An 18,736-nucleotide genomic window follows, 5' to 3' on the forward strand; every position below is an offset into this window, starting at 1 on the left:
GTGCCCCCTTATCAAACGGGAGCTTCTTCTTGACAGTTTCCTTGCAATCAACTAATCATAGAATAACAAAGTCTCAATATTTCGTCATTTTGCCAGTTTTCCAAAATGCTGATTTTCAGGAGGATCTGTGACATTCATGAAAACGAATGCAGATTTTGAAATTTATCCAATCATCGCCCCAAGTGCATTATCTTTAAAAAGCATAAACTTTTACTTAGTTAAAAGGGAGGAAGCTCTAACATTGATCGATGCAGGCATGAATGATGAAACTTCATGGAATGCACTGCAGCAAACATTGCAGGAAAATGGTTTGAGCAACGGGGATATTACGGATATTTGGTTAACTCACCATCATGGAGATCATGTTGGTTTGGTCAATCGGATCACCGAGATCCATCCGGTTCCCATATATGCCCATCCCAAAGCCGTCCCTCGCCTAAAACGCGATCCCGGCTTTTTAAGCAAGAGAATTGAGTTTTATCAACAGCTTTATCTGGAAATGGGCTGTGGCGAGCTCGGCGATAAACAGGTCGCTTACCTTTTCAACGCGGTCGACCATAATAAAGATCAAAAGCTGAATGGTGACATCATCGAAATTACGGAAAAAAACTTGTATGGCTTCGAAGTGATTGAATTTCCCGGCCATGCCCCGGACCAGATCGCCTTTTTTGACCAAAAGGGAAAGCGCCTGCTCTCCGGTGATTTATTGATTGAGCATATTTCAAGTAATGCCTTGATCGAGCCTGATGATAATGGGAAGAGATTGCTGACTCTTGTCGATCATATCGACTCTTTGCAGAGGTGCTTGGCATTAGGGGTTGATTTCATTTTGCCCGGTCACGGCAATATCATCGAACAGCCACGGATGTTAATCGAAAAAAGGCTCAATAACATCGAGAGGAAATCTCAAAAAATCTTGGCGATGATAGAGAACGGGATTTCTTCAGGAAATGAGCTGGCAAAGGCATTTTACAGGCAAAAGTATGTATCCCAATTCCCGCTTGTCATGTCAGAAATCATCGGTCATCTGGATTATTTGGAATACAAAGGGGAAATCAAGAAGGAATTCTCCGGAAAAGCGGTCCATTATCAAGCGATGTAAACAACAAGAAGGCTGAAACCCGGTCAAGGTTTCAGCCTTCTTGTATGGCTTCACTCACATACTACAACCTGCCTCGAAAAAACACCTTTCCTCGCTACACATCGATCGGCAATCTCGAACCCTGATTCCATGATCATTTGATCCATCGTATCGATCGTCACGACGACAACCTTGTCGGCAATACGTCTTGCATGTTTAAGGATGGCGAGCTGATCCTCCGGTGTCGCATGCGTATACAAATTGTAGGGCATGTCGATGATCGCCACATCATAGTGACTAGTGACCTCTGAAATCGGGCCGGTAGTTACATCGCCTTCGAGATCAAAATAGGCAATGTTCTCCCTTGAACCATCAGTAACGAGTGGATTGATGTCCCGCCCGACAATATCTATTCCCATTGATAGCGCTTCTACCAAAACGGTTCCGATTCCGCAGCATGGATCGATTGCCTTCACCCCATCAGGATGGGGAACGGCTATATTCGCAATGGCCCTGGCCACCCTTGTACTTAGGGCTGTCGAGTATTCTCGCGGCTTCTTCATATGATGCAGCCAAACTGCATCAGGCTTGACATACTCGCCAAAATACCAACGACCTCCGAGGGGCACGATCCCGAAGATACAATCAGGAGTGCGCACATCAGCCTCCCCTTGGATCTCCCAGCCGATCTGCCGTTCGATTTCACGCTGCCCATCATAATCTATTTTTTCATCTTCTTTCAAATCATTGATTTTCACGAATAGCACCTTGAACGTTGAATCCGGCAGATGGATTTCCTTTACTTGCTCGACGATGTCGGAAATGCTCTCCCCTTCATACATGACGTCCACACGCCCTTTTATAAAAGGGCTTCTGCTCGGTTCGATTTTGATCGGGCTTTTTAAAATATTACCTGCAGCCTCAAAGCCAAAGAACGAGCGCATCTCCATTTTGGATAACGAGCGTTCGTCAGGACTGCACGTAAACGTATATATATGTGCCGTTTTCCGGCTATGATTAGTCAATCCATTCCCATCCTTCTTTAGATTATATCTTTCTATCAAACATAGCCGTAAAGCGATAGAAAAGCAAATGGAATCGCGCAAAAAAACGTGAAGGCTGCATGGTGTTTTTGCCCAATTTCATTCAACATCTAAAGAACAGGGAACGTTCAATCCAATTTGTAGAGCTGACTCCTGATATATTTGGCCCGATCGTCAATGAATTTCAAGATGAAATCAGGCTCGTTATCAAAAATCGCCTTATTGACTCTAATATATGGATCATTCGGCACATAAGGGCTTAATTGATCATGCATCCCGAAAATGATGGGTTTCATGCGAGCGACATTAAAATGGGTGTCCATGATTTCTTTTAGAAGTCTTTGGTACCGAAGACGAAATTCCCTTATATCAAGGATTCTGGCAGTCAATGTATTGAACCCCTCGATCCCCACATAATCCTCCTCCATCACTTCCCCATTGACATCCCTTCCCCACGTCGCATCATAATCCCAAGGGATGATTTCAAACAGTCCTGTATCACCATTTCGGTACAGGGCATAGTTATGCACGAACCCATCGTAGTTTTGCGTGAAAATGACGCCTGCCAGCCAGCGCAAGTACTTTTCCACATCGATATATTTTATGATTTCCCCTTCGAAATCCGCCCTTGAAATGGTATTGATTTGGATGAGCAATTCCTGTAAATGCATCTCATCTTTTACGGGCCCGCATTTTTTTTGATACCCCATCTCCAGAGATTTTTTAATGCCTTTATCCAAATCACTCATTAAGGAAAAATTGGCATCCCCGTCCACCGCATAGAAAATGGAACCTTCGGGAAGATTCCTTTGCTTCAGGTAATATTGATCCACGGACTCCAACTCCAGGTAAACCCCCTCATCCTTTCCGTTCAGTTTTAGGTGTACAAACTGGGATTTAGGCGCCAAGGTTCCGATATCCGCAAAAAAGTCCAGCGATAATTTATTTCTCAGTAACGATTTATCGTTATATTCAGCATTCAAATGAATCTCTTTAGCGCCCTTGAATGTATTTGGTTTATGAAAAACTACATGATAGGACTTTTTCCGAAATTCCCGGATATGCGAACCACGGTAAACAATATCAATATCCAGCTTTTTTTTGTTGATGGTCAGCTTTGCAGGCAGCGGATCATTGCACCATATATCCCTGCGCAGCTCCATTAAATTGACAGGTGGAATAAATAGCTGATATACAGGCAGCTTCTTGTCGGCATCCATATAACCCATCCCTTTCACTTTCCTATTAAAATATGGAAAAAGGTGAAGGACGTCACCAAAATGCAACTATTTTTTTACAGGCTGTGCGATTATCTTTAGCACTTTACGTACAAGCCGCATAGTTTATCGTATGGAAAGGGGGATTTATTACGATGTCAAAATTCATCCGAGATATACAAAATGCCGTGGAAAGAGCCAATTCCATGGGATTGGGCGATTTCATGTTCAATGACCCGCGTTCAAAAGGACGCTCGACATGCGGCACGAAGCGTCGCTCTAGCCGCAGGCGATCCACTTGCTGCACGAAGAAGCGCCGCTCTAGCCGGGTGCGGTCAACACGTGACACACAAAGACGTTCTACCCGGGAGCGCTCAACACGCGACACACAAAGGCGTTCTAGCAGGAAAAGGAACACGTGCAGGAAACGGCGTTCCTGCCACAAGCGCGGTTGCCACGGAAGCGGCAGCATTAAGTTCAAGAAGAAGTGGAAATGGAGCTTCTAGCTTCATGATGCCTTCTCATGTATTTTGAAAGGCAAAGAGGCGTGTTTTTTAACGCCTCTTTTTTTCATTCCATATGGCATGGAGTCATAAAAAAGGATCCAGCCGACTTCGTGCATCGGCAAGATCCTTCCGTTTTCCTCTATTTTCCGGAGACCAGTTCGAACTGTGCAAACACATCCTTCAGCCCAGCCTGGATGGCTTGACCAGCCTTTCCCCGATAATGCATTTGCACCCGATCGATCAACGCCTCGATGCCATCTTTCAGGCAATAACCGCGAAGCAGCTGCCGGATGAATTCCCTGCCATGCTCTGTAGCAAGCGTGCAGGACGCCTCGACGATGACCCCATATTTAAAGTCCAGCTCCAATGTGATCGTAATGGAATCATATAGATTCCTCGCTGCCATCCCTTGTGGGAGTTTTGCATGCCCTGCAATGAAATATGTGTTCATCTCTGATCTCCTCTATCTATATTTAATGTACCGAAGCCTTCTCGAAGGGCCATGCTGGCAATTGCTTCCGGAGCTCTTTGTCCTGCCTGTAACCGAGTGCGTATTCACCCTGCATCACGGTATGGATTTCACGGGTTCCCTCGTAAATGACCGGAGCTTTCGAATTCCTCAGGAAACGCTCGACCGGATATTCATCGGAATAGCCATAGGCGCCGTGAATTTGAACGGCATCATTGGCTGCTTCGTTAGCTGCATTGCATGAAATCCATTTTGCCAGGGACGTTTCCTTCGTATTCCTTTTTCCTTGGTTCTTTAGCGTCCCCGCTTTAAAGACCAGCAATCGGGAAATCTCCAAATTTGCCGTCATCTTGGCAATCATCTGTTGGACAAGCTGATGCCTGCCTATTTCCTTGCCAAAGGTACTTCTTTCATGGCAATATTTCAGGCTGGCTTCGAGACTGGCTTCAATTAATCCCACTGCACCCGCAGCCACCGTAAATCGGCCGCTGTCCAATGCCGACATGGAAATTTTGAACCCTTCGCCTTCTTCACCCAGCCTATTCGCTGCCGGGACTTTTACATCCGTTAAAAAGACTTCCCCTGTATTTCCTGCGCGAATACCCAGTTTTCCTTTAATGGCCTTGGACTCCACACCCTCGAAATTCCGTTCCACGATAAATGCCGTAATGCCTTTTGAGCCGAGATCATGATCCGTTTTGGCAAAAATAAGAAAATGATCGGCATAATCACAGAGCGAAATCCATGTTTTCGATCCATTCAAAATATAGTGATCGCCCACACGCCTTGCTGTAGCTTTCATTGCCGCGACATCGGATCCTGCGTTCGGTTCAGTCAGTCCAAACGCGCCAATTTTCGTCCCTTTCGCCTGCGGAACTAAATATTTCAATTTTTGTTCTTCCGTACCCCATTGCAGCAGCGTCATGCTATTCAACCCTGTATGTACCGATACCGCTGTTCTGTAGGCCGTATCGCCCCGCTCCAACTCTTCACATACGATGGCCAATGTATTATAATCCATTCCGACGCCGCCGTACTCTTCTGGGATGCACACGCCCATCAGCTGTAAGTCCGCCAACCGTTTTAAAATATGCGGTTGGAATTGACCCTGCCGATCCCACTCTTGGATATAGGGGATGATTTCCTTATCCACGAATTTCCTGACCACTTTTTTCACACTTTGCTGCTCTTCTGTTAATTCGAAATTCATCATCGAAATTCCTCCTAGATAATTTTATTTTGCTTGAATTTGTCGATTTGGCCTGGTTCATACCCCAATCCAGCCAAAATGGAATCGGTATGCTCTCCATACAATGGTGGATGCAGCCTCATCATGACCGGTGATTTAGATAGATTCAGGGGCGAACCAATCATTCTCAAATCCGTGATGGTCGGATGCTCCATCTCCACAACCATGCCTCTTGCGCTGATTTGCGGATCCTCGAACATCTCTGCGATATCATTGATCGGCCCATTCGGTATCCCTGCCGCATCAAACAGCTCTTTCCACTGTTTTTTTGTCTTTCTTTTCAATGAATCTTCCAGTATCGGCACTAATTCTTCCTTGTTCAGCAAGCGCTTTTCATTAAGGGAAAACCGCGGCTCTTCGGCTAACTCAGGTCTGCCAACTACCGCCGCAAAACGTTTGAACTGCTCATCGTTCCCTACCGACACGACAAGCTCCCCATCACTTGTGTGAAAGGTTTGATAGGGAACGATATTGGGATGCTGATTTCCCATTCTTCCCGGTGTCTTCCCATTGAATAAATAGTTGCTAGCGACATTCACTAACGAAGAAACCTGACAATCCATCAGCGAAATATCGATTTCCTGGCCTTCCCCCGATTCATTCCTATGATGCATCGCTGATAAAATGCCAATGCATGTATACAAGCCAGTCAAGATGTCAGCTATGGCGACACCGACTTTCACCGGACTCCCGTCGCGTTCCCCTGTGATGCTCATCAACCCGCTCATCGCCTGGATGATATAATCATAGCCCGGTAAATCTTTGTATGGGCCGGTTAAGCCAAACCCCGTAATCGAGGCCATGATCAGGTTTGGATTGCTTTCCTTTAACTCCCCATAGCCTAATCCCATCTTTTCCATCGTACCGGTTTTGAAATTTTGGATCACAATATCACCTGATGAGACCAGCTTTCGAAAAATCTCTTTCCCTTGATCAGACTTCAAATTCAACGTCATGCTTTGCTTATTTCGATTGGCGCATATATAGTAAGCGCTTTCCCCGCCAGCGAACGGCGGACCCCACCCCCTCGTTTCATCACCTGATTCATGATGCTCAATTTTAATTACTTCCGCTCCCAAATCACCAAGAATCATGGAACAAAACGGCCCCGCCAAAACACGGGATACATCTATGATCCGGACTCCATCCAAAGCTCCCTTCATATACTCACTCCTTTCAAATACATAAAAGGGCCAGTAAAACAAACAATGTCATCACATTGAGCGTTTCACTGACCCTCATCCACGCACTGTCTTCCTGTAAAGGAAGATCAAATGAACCAAGTCAATTTTTTTTAATTTCAGTTTTATCACAAGCCGTCCATGCAGCAAGGTACGATGCTTGCTGTCAGCGGTTTGGTAAATTAAGTATAAAATAATTATTTGAATTTTTCAACAATAATACCTTTCATTTTAGCGGAAGATGCATGAATCGAAAGTTATTGTGATTAGAATTGCCTTTGGCTTTGAAGCATGTGAAGATAATGGTAGAAACGAACCTTAAAGGGAGATGCGAAATGGATAGGATAAAAAATGAAATAGTGGCAGCCATCAAGAACTATTCGACCATCATCATTCATCGTCATGTAGATCCTGACCCGGATGCCCTAGGGTCACAAGTCGGCATGCAGCACCTATTGAAGCACTCTTTCCCGTCGAAGGAAATCTTTGTAGTAGGTGAGGAAATCGATAAACTGCTCTTCATTGGTGAGATGGATCACATTCCCGATAATCTATACGAAGGGGCGTTAGTGATCGTTTGTGATACGGCCAACCTTTCGAGAATCAGTGATTTTCGTTTTGGTTTAGGTGATAGGCTGATTAAAATCGACCACCATACCGATTACGAGCCATTTGGCGACCTCTCCTGGGTCGACGCTTCATATAGCTCAACAAGTGAAATGCTTACGGATTTGTCCTTGGAATTTCCAGACTACCTTGCAATGAATAAAGAGGCCGCTAAATCCTTTTATGCAGGGATACTTAGTGATACAGGTAATTTCATGAATCGCACGGTTACTCCACGGACAATAAAATTGGTTTCTCAATTGCGGACCTATGATTTTAAGCCGGAACGAATACATAACTTCCTCCAGGTAAAGTCGAAAAACTCTTCCAGGCTTCAAAAAGATATTCTCATGAGCTTTAAGGTAACGGAAAAGGGCGTTGCTTATTTCATCATTACCGAGGATTTGCTGAATATGTACAATATGGATCGAAACGAAGCTTCAAATTTGGTCAATACGCTATCAAGTATCCGGACAAACAAAATTTGGGCATTTTTCATCGAATATCCTGAAAAAATCCGCGTCAGGATCCGTTCACGCAATATTCCCATAGACTCGGTGGCACGCCAATTCAATGGCGGTGGACATCCGCTGGCCTCTGGTGCGTCCATCGATACCTGGGAGGAAGTAGATCTGATAATTCAAGCATTGGATCAAGTTTGTCCATGACCGAGGACTGTTTACTTCCCATAGTTTTTTTGCCTGATCGGTTTCCGGATTTTTTCGCGATTTAGTTCTACCATTACTGGTGCAGCCTAATCATTCATCCCATTCGGCCATTTCGGGAATTGCTTTTGCCTCCTAAAAGGATTATTCTGATGCAGCTAGAATATCCTGCTTCCATACAGTTTATCCTTCATCTTTTGCGTTCTTTCATGCAGTGGTTTTTTCAGGAGGATGCCAAAGGCGATGGTCAGTAACAAATAGATGAACAAAATGAATATATCCTTAGCAGCAACACTCCAGGTTATCCCGCCAACCGATTCCCGTAGTAACCCGACAGCATAGGTGAACGGCAGGAAAGGATTGATATGTTGAAAAAATGGCGGTGTTACTTGAATCGGAAAAGTGCCTCCTGATCCTGATATCTGAAGCACCATCAGGACTACGCTTATCCCTTTTCCGACATTCCCGAGAACCGAGACGAAGGTATAAACCATTAATGTAAATACCGTACTTATTAAAACGGAAAATAGGACGTACTCGAATTTATCCACTGCATAAACATCTATCAAAAATAGGTTTCCGATAGAAACGGCCAAAGCCTGCACCAATCCAATGATGAAAAATATAAGGTACCTGCCAATATAAATTTGATAGGGACTGTAGCCTTTTTGCGAGACACTCACGTTAAGCATGGAAATCAATATCGTCCCGCCAACCCAAAGGGACAGTGCCGTGAAAAAGGGGGACATGGCCGATCCATAGTTCGGAATGGGAAATAGACTGTGTTTTTTAAGCAATACCGGCTCCGAGAAAAATTCACTTTCCTGTTCGATATCATTTTTCAAGAACTCAATGACTTCTTCCATATTGTAAGACTTATCGATTTCCCGCATTTTAGAAGCCAGCGCCTTGATTTTGGCTTCGATTTCCGGGAACTTATCCTGTAACTTATCGATATCCCCCGCACGGGCCCCTAGCGTTCGATCGGTCGCATTCAACAACGCCTTCACGTCCGGAAGTGCCTGGCCCCCCTCTTTTAGGATAAGTTGGGCTTGCTGTAGTATGGCATTCGCTTCCATCCATATTTCATCGATTTTTGATCCCGTTTCCTTGGACAAGGTATCCTCGAAGCTTCCCAAACCTTGATTTTTATTTTCACCAAGAACCCTAAGTGAATCGAAGGAACGGTCATTCAGCGCCTGAAGTTGGCCTGAAGCATTATCCCGTAGCCCATCCACTAGCGTTATTTCTTGCCGAAGGCGGTCTTTTTCGCTAAATTGATTGACGCTCGCCAATAAGGCATACATACTGTCCAAAAGGTAGAGCTCTTTATTAATCGTTGTTCTCCCTTGTTCAACTAGCTGATTCACCTCTTCACTGGGCAAATTCGGATCTGCTGCCCTGCTCGCAAGTACTAAAATCGTTTCATTATCGCTCCTGATTTTCGCACCATCATTTCTCAAGAGTGGTTGAATCCCTTCGAATGCCTGCTTGGTTGAGTCTACATATTCTGTAACTCCAGACACCAATTCATCCTTCTGAGAGGTTATCCCTCCTATTGAATCCAGGCCTTGATTGACCATGTTAATGATCTCTTCCGCCCGCTTTACATGTGTTTGAACGATTTTCAGATTTCGATCGAGCTCTGGAAGTTCTCCCTCCAATAAATACACCATATTCTTCATTTTCTGAATGGTCGGCAATTCATTTTGCAACGTGATGCCCAATTCATTAAAGATTTCCAGGATACTCCCGCTCGCTGACTTAATAAAGCTTTTGCTCACATTATCAACAATGGTGTTTGCTCCTGCTGCCGTAATTTTTGGGGCGATGGAATTGATTTTTTCATTAACATAGTAATCGATTTCCGCTTTCATGGGCTCATCGGTCATGATCGTGGCAATATGCTCGGAAAAATTTTCAGGGATGATGATCGTCGCGTAATACTCCCCTTTCTTCACCTTAGCAACCGCATTCTTTTCCGATGTGAATCTCCAGCCTAAATCTTTATTTCCCCTTAACCCTTCGATGACCTCATTGCCTAGGTTCACTGCCTTGCCATTCAGCTCGGCACCTTTATCATTATTGGAAACACCAACAAGGATTCCTTCCGTATTTGCATAAGGGTCCCAGGATGCGACAATATTGAACCACGCATAAATCGACGGGATGAGCATAAGGAAAACAACCACGATGCAAACAAAGAAATTTTTATAAATGCTTTTTAAATCATCCATGAATATCTCCCGAATATTTCTCAAAATATCCCCCCGTGCATACGTATTTTGTTCCTATTATTCGGAAAACCTTCATATTCGATACTAAGTAAACATATCCATGTAACGCTTCACTTTGTATGAAGTCTACGTTAAAATCCTGTTGCCCGCAGGTTTGCAGGATTTTGTTTGCGCCGCGTTGGCTCACATCCATCTGCACTTCCAAATGCCAGCGAAGCTTTTATGAAAGAAAAAAAACTGAAGGCAAGCCCGCATTTCTTAGGGATTGCCTCCAGTTAGTTGGATCATCGTTTTTCAATCACCTTGATCAATTCCCTTAAGTAATCAGGCAGATCAGGCGGACGTCTGCTGGATACAAGGTTTCCATCAACAACGACAGCTTCGTCTATCCAGGTAGCGCCGGCATTTTCCATATCATCTCTAATGCCCGGCGTACTCGTTACTTTTTTGCCAGCTAAAATCTTAGCCGAAATCAGCACCCAGCCAGCGTGGCAAATTTGCCCGATCGGTTTTTTAGATTCTTCCATGCTTTGGATGAGTGAAATCACTTCAGGGAACCGACGGATTTTGTCAGGCGCCCAACCGCCCGGGACAAGAATGGCATCATACTCTTCCGCTTTGATGCTTCCATACTCATAATCGGATACGGCGGGTACACCATATTTCCCAACATATGTTTCGTTCGCCTTCTCTCCAGCGAGATGCACGATTGCTCCCTCTTCTTTCAATCGTAAAATTGGATACCAGAGCTCCAAATCTTCAAAATCATGATGCACTAGACTGATAATTTTCTTTCCGGCTAACCTCATGAAAATCTCCCCTTCCCTTGTGCTATTCTACCTTACCATTCTTCCCTGTTACTTCGCTTTTTCAACCGGTTTTTAGACAACAAGCAGCAATATTCAGGCTAAAAATCAACCTTCACTAAATACAGACCGGCAGCTTCCGCCATACGGCCCGTTTGGATCCTTTCTTTCGACTCCAAAATGCCCGGGATCCGCTCAGGATCGATTTCACCCAGACCGGTTTCTATCAACGTTCCGACCATTTTTCTAACCATATTATAAAGGAAGCCATCCCCTCTTACACTGATTTCGATGAAGCCGGCATTTTCTTCTAGATCAATGGCATAAATTTCGCGGACCATTGATTTTTTCTTCGATTTTGCATTTGAAAATGCAGTGAAATCATGTGCACCTATGAAATATTGAAACGCTCTTTTCATTCGTTCTATATCCAGCTTTTCCTCGACATGCATGCTGTACTTCCTCATGAACGGATTCGTATAACTCTCGTTCCAGATCTTATACAAATAAGTCTTGTCCTTCGCATTATAACGGGAATGAAAACGATCAGAAACTAAATTGACCTCTTGGATGCTGATATCCCGGGGCAAATATCTATTCAAATAATTCATGACTTCCGCTTCAGTCAAATTTCCGCCGAGCTTGAAATTGGCAATTTGGGCAAAGGCATGCACACCTGCATCCGTTCTGCTGCATCCGATGATTTCGATTTTCTCCCCTGCCAGTTCCGTTAAAACATTTTCTATTTTTCCTTGAATCGTATCATCGCTATTTCCAAGCCGTTGCCAGCCCTTATAGCGTCCGCCATCATATTGAATGGTCAGCTTATAATTGTTCATTGCTTCCTCCTACTGTAAAGCTATCCAGACAAAAAAACCTGATAAAATTAAGCCCCCATAAACACCTGCGTATGAGGGAACATTTGATTTTTTCTTCGAAACCGCTTTTTTTACATATTCAAGATTTCATTCGCTTGGCCCGAAAACGAAAGAGCAAACAAATCATCAAAGTGAAAAGCACTTTTGCATAGTGTACCAAAGAGACTGATGTCATGCAACGGACGAGCCGTTGTCACATATCGCTTTTTTTTACTTTTCACCCTGTCAAAACTACCGATTTAAAGAAATCCTGACACCCTTTTTCAATCAGCCTCCCACACTTTCCGTTTTCTTTGATGATTATTACATCAAAAACGAATTTGAAGTTGATATCTCAGGAAAATACTCCTAAGGAAATGAAAAAATAAGATATAATTAGGATATTAGAAGAGGATCAACCAATAGAAGTGTCACTGTGATCATCAGTATTGCCATTAGTATAGGAGGTATGTTTTGAAAGAGTCTACATCGAATAAAGCATGGGTAAGTTTGGGCGCGATCGGGCTGTTTTTCCTAGGGAAAATGAAATGGCTGTTTGCGCTATTGAAGGTAGCAAAAATCGGTTCTCTCCTTTCTATTTTCGTTTCACTGGGCGCATATGCCTTGGTTTATGGCTGGAAATTCGCTGCTGCCTTAGTCTACCTCATTTATATTCATGAAATGGGCCATTTACTTGCTGCTAAGCGAAAGGGCATCAAAACATCCAGTGCTATTTTCATCACGTTTGTTGGAGCGTTAATTGCCCTTAAGGAAGAACCGAAGAACGCTGACCAAGAAGCTTATTTTGCATTTGGAGGACCACTGTTAGGCACATTAGCGTTTTTACCAGCCATCCCCTTATTCATGATGACGGATAATCCGTTTTGGCTTTTGGTCATTACCCTTGGAGCCATGATTAACCTGTTCAATCTAATGCCCGTGCATCCTTTGGATGGAGGACGTATAGCGGGAGTCATCTCGGCAAACCTTTGGGTAGCAGGGATTATTGGCATGGTCGTATATATGTTCTTCCACCCCAATCCGTTATTAATTCTTTTTTTACTATTAGGGATCTCTAAATGGTGGAACGAATTCCGCAACGAGATAACCATAAATCAAAGAGATAACGCAATTGAATTCAATCAATATGGGTTAAAGCAGCTAGAAGAATTTGCAGTTGCATCAGAATAAGAAAAAATTCGCCTCGTCAACATTTGGAATATGGAATTAGATCGGCTGCATGAAAAGTTTAACAACATGAAGAGGTGGCATATCCCTCTGTTCGATGATAATAAGCTAAAGGAAAAAAAGCTGACCGAGGTAAAACTAACCATTTATAGAGCCTTACTGGATGCTGCTAATTCGAATGAATTCCAGTACGGACCGACCGATTTTGAAAATATTGGCACGTATGAACGAATAGCAGCAACATTTTTTAAAGAAGTGCAAGAACAAACTGAAATCAGGGAGAAGGAGAAATCCTATTACTCATCGAGTCCCAAAACAAAAGTGACCTGGTTCACCTTATACCTAGGGCTTGCGATTTTCTTAATGTTAACGAGCTTATATGCAGGTGATCTAATGGAACAACATAAAACTTCGTTACCTTAAGGCATGTTGAAGAAGGGGCATCATTAATGATGTCCCTTTTGTTTGGTCCAAGTTCCATCAAATCTCATTTTTACATGTTAAGGCTTTTGGGATTCGAAACTACGGGTCTCAAAACGATCTCATTGTTATCCTCGGCATGACAAGTCGTTACGCTTATTTACTGTCCGAATCATCAGGCATCGATTTTGCCAAAGCTAATTTTAAAAAATCAATATAGACTAAAATCTCTGCCGGCAGATGAACATCCTTTCGTTTCACCAAACCCACTTGAATCACATTGCCTTCTGCCAATGGAATGGCAACGATATTGTCGTTCATGTAATTTTTCACGATACAGCCTGTTCCCAGATTGTAGCTATCTGTATTTGACAGGAGATTATTCATGGCCCCTCTATCCTTGAGATACACTAGTTTCACGATATTGTCTACATTCAGAGCTTCTTCGGCAAAATGCAGCAGCATATCGTCCTGCTGGTAGGTCAGATAAGGATAGTCCCTTAACTGCTCCAAGGCAATGCTTTCGAGATGGGCCAGAGGGTGCTCTTTTCGCAGGAATACTTGCTGGTTCAATGATGCAAGCGGAGTAAACGTCAATAGTTTTGCGGTGAAATAACGCTCAAAAAAATGCCTGTTTAAGTCGTTCAGAGATAAGATTCCCATGATACTTCTGCTTGCATACACGTCATCGATCACATCCGTCGTCTTGCCCTCGCGAATTGACAGCTCATATTTCCGCTCGGCAAAATGATCCATTAAATTTGCGACAGCTTCTATAGCGAAACCATAATGTTGAGATGAAATGGAAAGCTTTGTTACGTCCATTTTTTTCTCTTTATTAAAATGATGGACAACGGACTCCATTTGTTCTAGAAGCTTCTTTGCATAAAATAATAACTCTGTACCTTCTTTTGTGAAGGCAACACCTTTATTCGTCCGATCTAGAATCGTGATTCCTAACTCTGTTTCGAGTTCACGCACCGCCTTGCTGATACTCGGCTGTGTTACGAAAAGCGCAGAAGCAGCTTGGCTAATGGAGCTGTGCTTGGAGATTTCGACTATGTAGCGGAATTGTTGCGGCGTCATGTACTCACCATTCCTTATCTGAATTTGCTATAACTTTATCCTATAGCAAAGGATTAAAAAGTTCAATTTTACGTTTCGGCTGGCACATTCTACAATGAATAAGGAAGCAAACTGATTTTGAAAGGAAGAAGAAAATGATCAGAGAAGCAAATATGGAAGACTTAATGGATATCTTGGACATTTATAATGACGCCATTCTCCATTCTACGGCCGTATATAGTTATAACCCCCATACTCTAGACATGAGGCAACTTTGGTATGAACAAAAGGTGGAAGAAGGTTTTCCCATACTAGTATGCGAATTGGATGATAAAGTAGTCGGATTTGCGACATTCGGTCCTTTCAGGGCTTGGCCGGCTTATAAATATTCCATTGAACATTCCGTTTATGTAAATAAGGAATACCGAAAAAAAGGAATAGCGACTTCTTTAATGACAGCATTGATCGCCATTGCCAAGGAAAGAGAGTATATGACCTTGATTGCTGGAATTGATGCAGGCAATGAAAAAAGCATTAGCATGCATGAACGCTTCGGCTTCGTTCATTCAGGGACCATAAGAAAGGCAGGATTTAAATTCAATCGATGGCTTGATTTAGCTTTTTATCAATTAGAGCTTAACGGGCCTGAACATCCTCTGGAGGAATGAAAAATGGCCGTTTCGATACTTAAAAAATGAGGGGAATTCCGAAGATGACAGACGTGATCAGCCGGAATGAAAAAGAACATGCTTCCAGTCACCAAAAGCAGGTGAGGGGGTATATCTATACCGCCTTGGCCTACCTGCTTTGGGGGTTTCTAGGATTATACTGGAAAGCACTTAATAATGTCTCCTCCATGGAAATCTTGGCCCATCGAATTCTATGGGGATTCATCTTCATTTTTACTATTATGATGTTTCAGCCCAATAAGCGGTCGGCTTTCTTTACGATGCTTAAAGACTTTAAACGGAACTGCAAACAATTCTTTTTATTCCTAGTGGCATCTCTTGCGATAAGTGGAAATTGGTTGATTTTTATATGGGCGGTTATATTCGGCCATATCATGGAGGCAAGCTTAGGACTTTATATTTCGCCTATCGTTAGTATGATGTTAAGTGTCCTGATAGTAAAAGAGAAAGTTCGAACAGGTACGCTGCCATCCATGCTGATGGCTTTGTTGGGAGTGCTAGTAATTACATATGACTACGGAAAGATGCCATGGATTGCCCTATCTTTAGCCGTCACCTCCGGGTTGTATGGATTAATGAAAAAGTATATCAAGGCGGATGCATTAGTCGGGATGTGCATAGAAACCATGATGGTCACTCCTTTTGCCCTAATTATTTTAGTGTTTTTACAAAAAAATAATGAAATGCATTTCGGATCGGATATTCATTTAACCGCATTATTGCTTTTTGCTGGCATCCTGACCGCGTTGCCGCTGCTCTGGTTCACAGAAGGTGTAAAAAGAATTCCGTTAGTAACGATCGGTTTTTTTCAATACATTACCCCAACCATCACTTTTCTCCTTGGGATTTTCATCTTTAAAAATACGATTCCCTTGATGCATTGGATTTCCTTTAGCTTTATTTGGTTATCAGTTGCCGGTTTTTCTTATTCAGCCTGGAGAGGGAAGAAGTAAAGTATGAGAAAGATAGCTTCAGACTGTAGACAAACTCGGTGAAATCGAGTTTGTCTGCTTACTTGTGGCTTTTACAATTTGATGGCTGATTTCCACTCCAAGCACCCGCTTATCCAGAGGCGGTCCGGCAGCCTCCGGTGTCTCCGATGACTCTCATGTCCCGCAGGAGTCTTGTACCTTCCGTTCCAATCATCTACCTACTTACCCAAAAATATTCACCAACTTAACTCTTTAAACCGTCCTCGAACAGGGTCTTTTGCAATCCTGACGATAAATACGATGTACAATTTGAATACTTGACCCTTTGGTGAAATTGGCTGATTGCGAGTATAAAAAACGCCTAAACACTATACAACTTGCCCCGTTAATCGAACAAATTCTCTTTGTGAGATTTGCTTAACAGCACACGACTAATGCTATACAGAATTGCGTTTCTTGATTTTAATGAACATCTCGTTCGACAGCCTAAGTTACAAATAGTTTTCCTGTAATTTGTTTACATCCTTTAAAATTCGCCACCAATTAAGAAAGACAAAAAAAGACCCAAACCCTTATTATATCAAGGATTTGAGCCTTTGTTAGTTGATGACCTGTGAGGGATTCGAACCCACGACCCCTTCCCTGTCAAGACTATCTCATTCTTTTCCTCTAGTTCTTTATTATTCCCAGAAATACTGATAAGTAAGGGATTATCGCTCTTTTTCACAATAAAATTACCCTCTGATACTTTCCGATTCATTGCAATCCGCCCCCATTTCGCCCCCAATCAGACCGTATATTACTGATAAAATAGTGATTGTACTAAAACCATATTTCACTCACTTCATTTAATTTGACGGCTAGGTCGCAGACACTTTTTAGTTAAAGATGTAGTGGTCTTTACCTATTTTCATCAGATAACAAACTATCCATAACCAATTTATTTTTTCACATGACAGCACGCTTTTGCTTAAGTCCTTTTTCAAGTAATTGGAATAATCATTGTCCAACTTGTTAAAAATTAACGAAAAAGCATTAGAAGGGACTTCCAATGAGTAAAAGAAGAGTTAAATATACAAAAGGTGAGTATATAACTGTATCAATTATTTTCTCAATATTAATAATGATTCAATACCCAATTTTAGCATCATTCATTGTAATAGGTGCTTTATTAGTGGGAACATACCGCTACCTTATTTCTTTCAAGAGATACAATAGGGACTTTGTTAAAGTCAAAGACCATCTTTTTATTATATCAACAATAAGATACTGGAGGCGAAGAAACAAAATTATTTTAGGAATAGCACTATATTTATTAATTGTGGTTTTAAGTGATACAGCTTCAAATCCTGTGTTAAGGTTGGTATTTAACCTTTTGTTCATTGGTATTTTCTTTGGTTCAATTGGCTTAGGGTTACGTTGGTTATACTGGGTTTGTAAAGCTCTTTTATTCAATATAAAGCCAACAAATTTAATTGAACCTATAGAAGATGTAGATAAAATGAGTGGTCTTGAATTTGAACATTTTTTAACACCACTTTTTAGAAGTCAAGGCTACAACGTAGAAGTAACTAGCCCCTCTGGTGATTTTGGTGGAGATTTAATATTAAAAAAAGGAAAAGAGAAATCTGTGGTACAAGCCAAGCGATATGGGGAAGACAAGAAGGTTGGTGTAGATGCGATAAACGAAGTGGTTGGAGCTACCGGATACTATAATGCAACTAAAAAGATTGTAATTACAAATCGTTATTATACCGATGCTGCAAAGATAACCGGTAAAAGGAATGGGGTTACTTTACTTGATAGGGATGACCTAGTAAGGATGCTTAATCAATACAACGATGCACAAATTAGATTTTCAAAGCAGAAAGAACCTATTGATATATAAATTATTTTTTTATTAATGCTGATTGAGCTTTGGTGTGAAGGAGAGGAGGACAAAAAATGCCCTTAATTTTAAGGACAGAATTCCATTGTTATATGAAAAAAATTGTAACAACCAAACTTTTGGCGCTTCAATCGAGTATGGATTATTTAAGGTGCCAAGAGCAGGATTTTCATACTCTTGACTTGCCCAGGTCTCACTTTACCAAGCACTCTACTACGAGTACACCTTATTCTGCCTAGCTTTCGCTATGAGGACGGTCACATCTGGGGAAGTGTATTCCCTTTTAACGGGAGACACTACGAGAGTAAATCGTAGCCGGGGCAGACGGGATACCCAACGGAAAGCTTTTACGTCATATTACAACAGCATATTTGCCTTTCAAATATATTGAGGAGCGCTTCGCCACATCTATAATTGGAATTAAAATAGTTCAAGATGGATTGTTTTATCCATGTTTATCATTTTAAATTAATTTTATTAAATCCTTTTTATCTATAGAATTTACTTATTTATGGTCATCCTGCTATTTTGATGCGGTTTAATATATTAATTTTTCCTAAAAAAGTCTCTGTTAAACTCTATTGTTGACTTTTAATCAAAAGAAAAAGACCGAATATACGGTCTTTGTTTAAGGCTT

At 42.2% G+C, this 18,736-nt stretch carries 16 protein-coding genes and 2 pseudogenes; 9 read left to right on the plus strand and 9 right to left on the minus strand.

Annotated features, from left to right (window positions below; genetic code table 11):
- Positions 1-136: 136 nt before the first annotated feature.
- Entirely contained in the window at positions 137-1,102 is a 966-nt protein-coding gene (locus QNI08_RS21405) for an MBL fold metallo-hydrolase (RefSeq protein ID WP_285769392.1), read from the plus strand.
- Between the two features lie 50 nt (positions 1,103-1,152).
- Here QNI08_RS21405 and QNI08_RS21410 read toward each other — a convergent pair whose 3' ends face one another.
- Positions 1,153-2,106: a TRM11 family SAM-dependent methyltransferase gene (locus QNI08_RS21410; RefSeq protein ID WP_285769374.1), complete on the minus strand. Its 954-nt coding sequence runs from the start codon at positions 2,104-2,106 to the stop codon at positions 1,153-1,155.
- Positions 2,107-2,252: 146 nt separating this feature from the next.
- Positions 2,253-3,344: a CotH kinase family protein gene (locus tag QNI08_RS21415; RefSeq protein ID WP_285769393.1), complete on the minus strand. Its 1,092-nt coding sequence runs from the start codon at positions 3,342-3,344 to the stop codon at positions 2,253-2,255.
- A gap of 152 nt (positions 3,345-3,496) precedes the next feature.
- On the opposite strand from QNI08_RS21415, the pseudogene QNI08_RS22625 reads away from it, so the two are divergent.
- Both QNI08_RS22625 and QNI08_RS21420 read left to right on the plus strand, forming a co-directional pair.
- Positions 3,497-3,550 (plus strand): annotated as a pseudogene (locus QNI08_RS22625) (hypothetical protein); the annotation flags it as partial.
- 22 nt (positions 3,551-3,572) lie between these two features.
- The gene (locus QNI08_RS21420) at positions 3,573-3,875 is read left to right on the plus strand and encodes a hypothetical protein (RefSeq protein WP_285769375.1); all 303 of its coding nucleotides are present in this window, start codon (positions 3,573-3,575) and stop codon (positions 3,873-3,875) included.
- A 111-nt stretch (positions 3,876-3,986) separates the two neighbouring features.
- On the opposite strand, the gene QNI08_RS21425 is transcribed toward QNI08_RS21420, so the two are convergent.
- From QNI08_RS21425 to QNI08_RS21435, 3 genes are read right to left on the minus strand one after another with little or no spacing between them, the layout of a single operon-like run.
- Entirely contained in the window at positions 3,987-4,298 is a 312-nt protein-coding gene (locus QNI08_RS21425) for a DUF3870 domain-containing protein (protein WP_285769376.1), read from the minus strand.
- A gap of 22 nt (positions 4,299-4,320) precedes the next feature.
- Positions 4,321-5,526, minus strand: a complete 1,206-nt coding sequence (locus QNI08_RS21430; RefSeq protein ID WP_285769394.1) for an acyl-CoA dehydrogenase family protein — start codon at positions 5,524-5,526, stop codon at positions 4,321-4,323.
- A 14-nt stretch (positions 5,527-5,540) separates the two neighbouring features.
- A complete protein-coding gene (locus QNI08_RS21435; protein ID WP_285769377.1) occupies positions 5,541-6,728 on the minus strand; it encodes a CaiB/BaiF CoA transferase family protein in 1,188 nt (395 codons plus the stop codon).
- 353 nt (positions 6,729-7,081) lie between these two features.
- On the opposite strand from QNI08_RS21435, the gene QNI08_RS21440 reads away from it, so the two are divergent.
- The gene (locus QNI08_RS21440; protein WP_285769378.1) at positions 7,082-8,020 is read left to right on the plus strand and encodes a DHH family phosphoesterase; all 939 of its coding nucleotides are present in this window, start codon (positions 7,082-7,084) and stop codon (positions 8,018-8,020) included.
- A 155-nt stretch (positions 8,021-8,175) separates the two neighbouring features.
- Here the strand turns inward: QNI08_RS21440 and QNI08_RS21445 are convergent, their stop codons facing one another.
- The 3 genes from QNI08_RS21445 to truA all read right to left on the minus strand — a co-directional run bounded on the left by QNI08_RS21445 (position 8,176) and on the right by truA (position 11,899).
- Entirely contained in the window at positions 8,176-10,254 is a 2,079-nt protein-coding gene (locus tag QNI08_RS21445) for a YhgE/Pip domain-containing protein (protein ID WP_285769379.1), read from the minus strand.
- Between the two features lie 284 nt (positions 10,255-10,538).
- Positions 10,539-11,063 (minus strand): type 1 glutamine amidotransferase domain-containing protein, encoded by a 525-nt coding sequence (locus QNI08_RS21450; protein ID WP_285769380.1) that lies wholly within the window; start codon positions 11,061-11,063, stop codon positions 10,539-10,541.
- Between the two features lie 98 nt (positions 11,064-11,161).
- Entirely contained in the window at positions 11,162-11,899 is a 738-nt protein-coding gene (gene truA / locus QNI08_RS21455) for a tRNA pseudouridine(38-40) synthase TruA (RefSeq protein ID WP_285769381.1), read from the minus strand.
- 492 nt (positions 11,900-12,391) lie between these two features.
- Here truA and QNI08_RS21460 point away from each other — a divergent pair.
- Both QNI08_RS21460 and QNI08_RS21465 read left to right on the plus strand, forming a co-directional pair.
- Positions 12,392-12,893: pseudogene (locus tag QNI08_RS21460) on the plus strand (site-2 protease family protein); the annotation flags it as partial.
- A 281-nt stretch (positions 12,894-13,174) separates the two neighbouring features.
- The gene (locus QNI08_RS21465; RefSeq protein ID WP_285769383.1) at positions 13,175-13,528 is read left to right on the plus strand and encodes a hypothetical protein; all 354 of its coding nucleotides are present in this window, start codon (positions 13,175-13,177) and stop codon (positions 13,526-13,528) included.
- A gap of 153 nt (positions 13,529-13,681) precedes the next feature.
- Here the strand turns inward: QNI08_RS21465 and QNI08_RS21470 are convergent, their stop codons facing one another.
- Entirely contained in the window at positions 13,682-14,611 is a 930-nt protein-coding gene (locus QNI08_RS21470; protein ID WP_285769384.1) for a LysR family transcriptional regulator, read from the minus strand.
- A gap of 134 nt (positions 14,612-14,745) precedes the next feature.
- Between QNI08_RS21470 and QNI08_RS21475 the strand changes: the two genes are divergently transcribed.
- The 3 genes from QNI08_RS21475 to QNI08_RS21485 all read left to right on the plus strand — a co-directional run bounded on the left by QNI08_RS21475 (position 14,746) and on the right by QNI08_RS21485 (position 18,099).
- Positions 14,746-15,258, plus strand: a complete 513-nt coding sequence (locus tag QNI08_RS21475) for a GNAT family N-acetyltransferase (RefSeq protein WP_285769385.1) — start codon at positions 14,746-14,748, stop codon at positions 15,256-15,258.
- 44 nt (positions 15,259-15,302) lie between these two features.
- Positions 15,303-16,232 (plus strand): EamA family transporter RarD, encoded by a 930-nt coding sequence (gene rarD, locus QNI08_RS21480; RefSeq protein WP_285769386.1) that lies wholly within the window; start codon positions 15,303-15,305, stop codon positions 16,230-16,232.
- A gap of 1,030 nt (positions 16,233-17,262) precedes the next feature.
- Positions 17,263-18,099, plus strand: coding sequence for a restriction endonuclease (locus QNI08_RS21485; protein WP_285769387.1), 837 nt, complete (start codon positions 17,263-17,265; stop codon positions 18,097-18,099).
- Positions 18,100-18,736: the final 637 nt, after the last annotated feature.

Origin of the sequence: Peribacillus folii, from assembly GCF_030271255.1 — a bacterium.
Classification (GTDB): Bacteria; Bacillota; Bacilli; order Bacillales; family DSM-1321; genus Peribacillus.

Excerpts from the sequence above, each read along its gene's own strand:
- QNI08_RS21430 (WP_285769394.1), bottom strand. The coding sequence starts at position 5,526 with ATGAATTTCGAATTAACAGAAGAGCAGCAAAGTGTGAAAAAAGTGGTC.
- QNI08_RS21470 (WP_285769384.1), bottom strand. The coding sequence starts at position 14,611 with ATGACGCCGCAACAATTCCGCTACATAGTCGAAATCTCCAAGCACAGC.
- QNI08_RS21465 (WP_285769383.1), top strand. The coding sequence starts at position 13,175 with ATGAAGAGGTGGCATATCCCTCTGTTCGATGATAATAAGCTAAAGGAA.
- QNI08_RS21440 (WP_285769378.1), top strand. The coding sequence starts at position 7,082 with ATGGATAGGATAAAAAATGAAATAGTGGCAGCCATCAAGAACTATTCG.
- QNI08_RS21485 (WP_285769387.1), top strand. The coding sequence starts at position 17,263 with ATGAGTAAAAGAAGAGTTAAATATACAAAAGGTGAGTATATAACTGTA.
- QNI08_RS21475 (WP_285769385.1), top strand. The coding sequence starts at position 14,746 with ATGATCAGAGAAGCAAATATGGAAGACTTAATGGATATCTTGGACATT.
- QNI08_RS21405 (WP_285769392.1), top strand. The coding sequence starts at position 137 with ATGAAAACGAATGCAGATTTTGAAATTTATCCAATCATCGCCCCAAGT.
- QNI08_RS21435 (WP_285769377.1), bottom strand. The coding sequence starts at position 6,728 with ATGAAGGGAGCTTTGGATGGAGTCCGGATCATAGATGTATCCCGTGTT.
- QNI08_RS21415 (WP_285769393.1), bottom strand. The coding sequence starts at position 3,344 with ATGGATGCCGACAAGAAGCTGCCTGTATATCAGCTATTTATTCCACCT.
- rarD (WP_285769386.1), top strand. The coding sequence starts at position 15,303 with ATGACAGACGTGATCAGCCGGAATGAAAAAGAACATGCTTCCAGTCAC.
- QNI08_RS21450 (WP_285769380.1), bottom strand. The coding sequence starts at position 11,063 with ATGAGGTTAGCCGGAAAGAAAATTATCAGTCTAGTGCATCATGATTTT.
- truA (WP_285769381.1), bottom strand. The coding sequence starts at position 11,899 with ATGAACAATTATAAGCTGACCATTCAATATGATGGCGGACGCTATAAG.
- QNI08_RS21425 (WP_285769376.1), bottom strand. The coding sequence starts at position 4,298 with ATGAACACATATTTCATTGCAGGGCATGCAAAACTCCCACAAGGGATG.
- QNI08_RS21420 (WP_285769375.1), top strand. The coding sequence starts at position 3,573 with ATGACCCGCGTTCAAAAGGACGCTCGACATGCGGCACGAAGCGTCGCT.
- QNI08_RS21445 (WP_285769379.1), bottom strand. The coding sequence starts at position 10,254 with ATGGATGATTTAAAAAGCATTTATAAAAATTTCTTTGTTTGCATCGTG.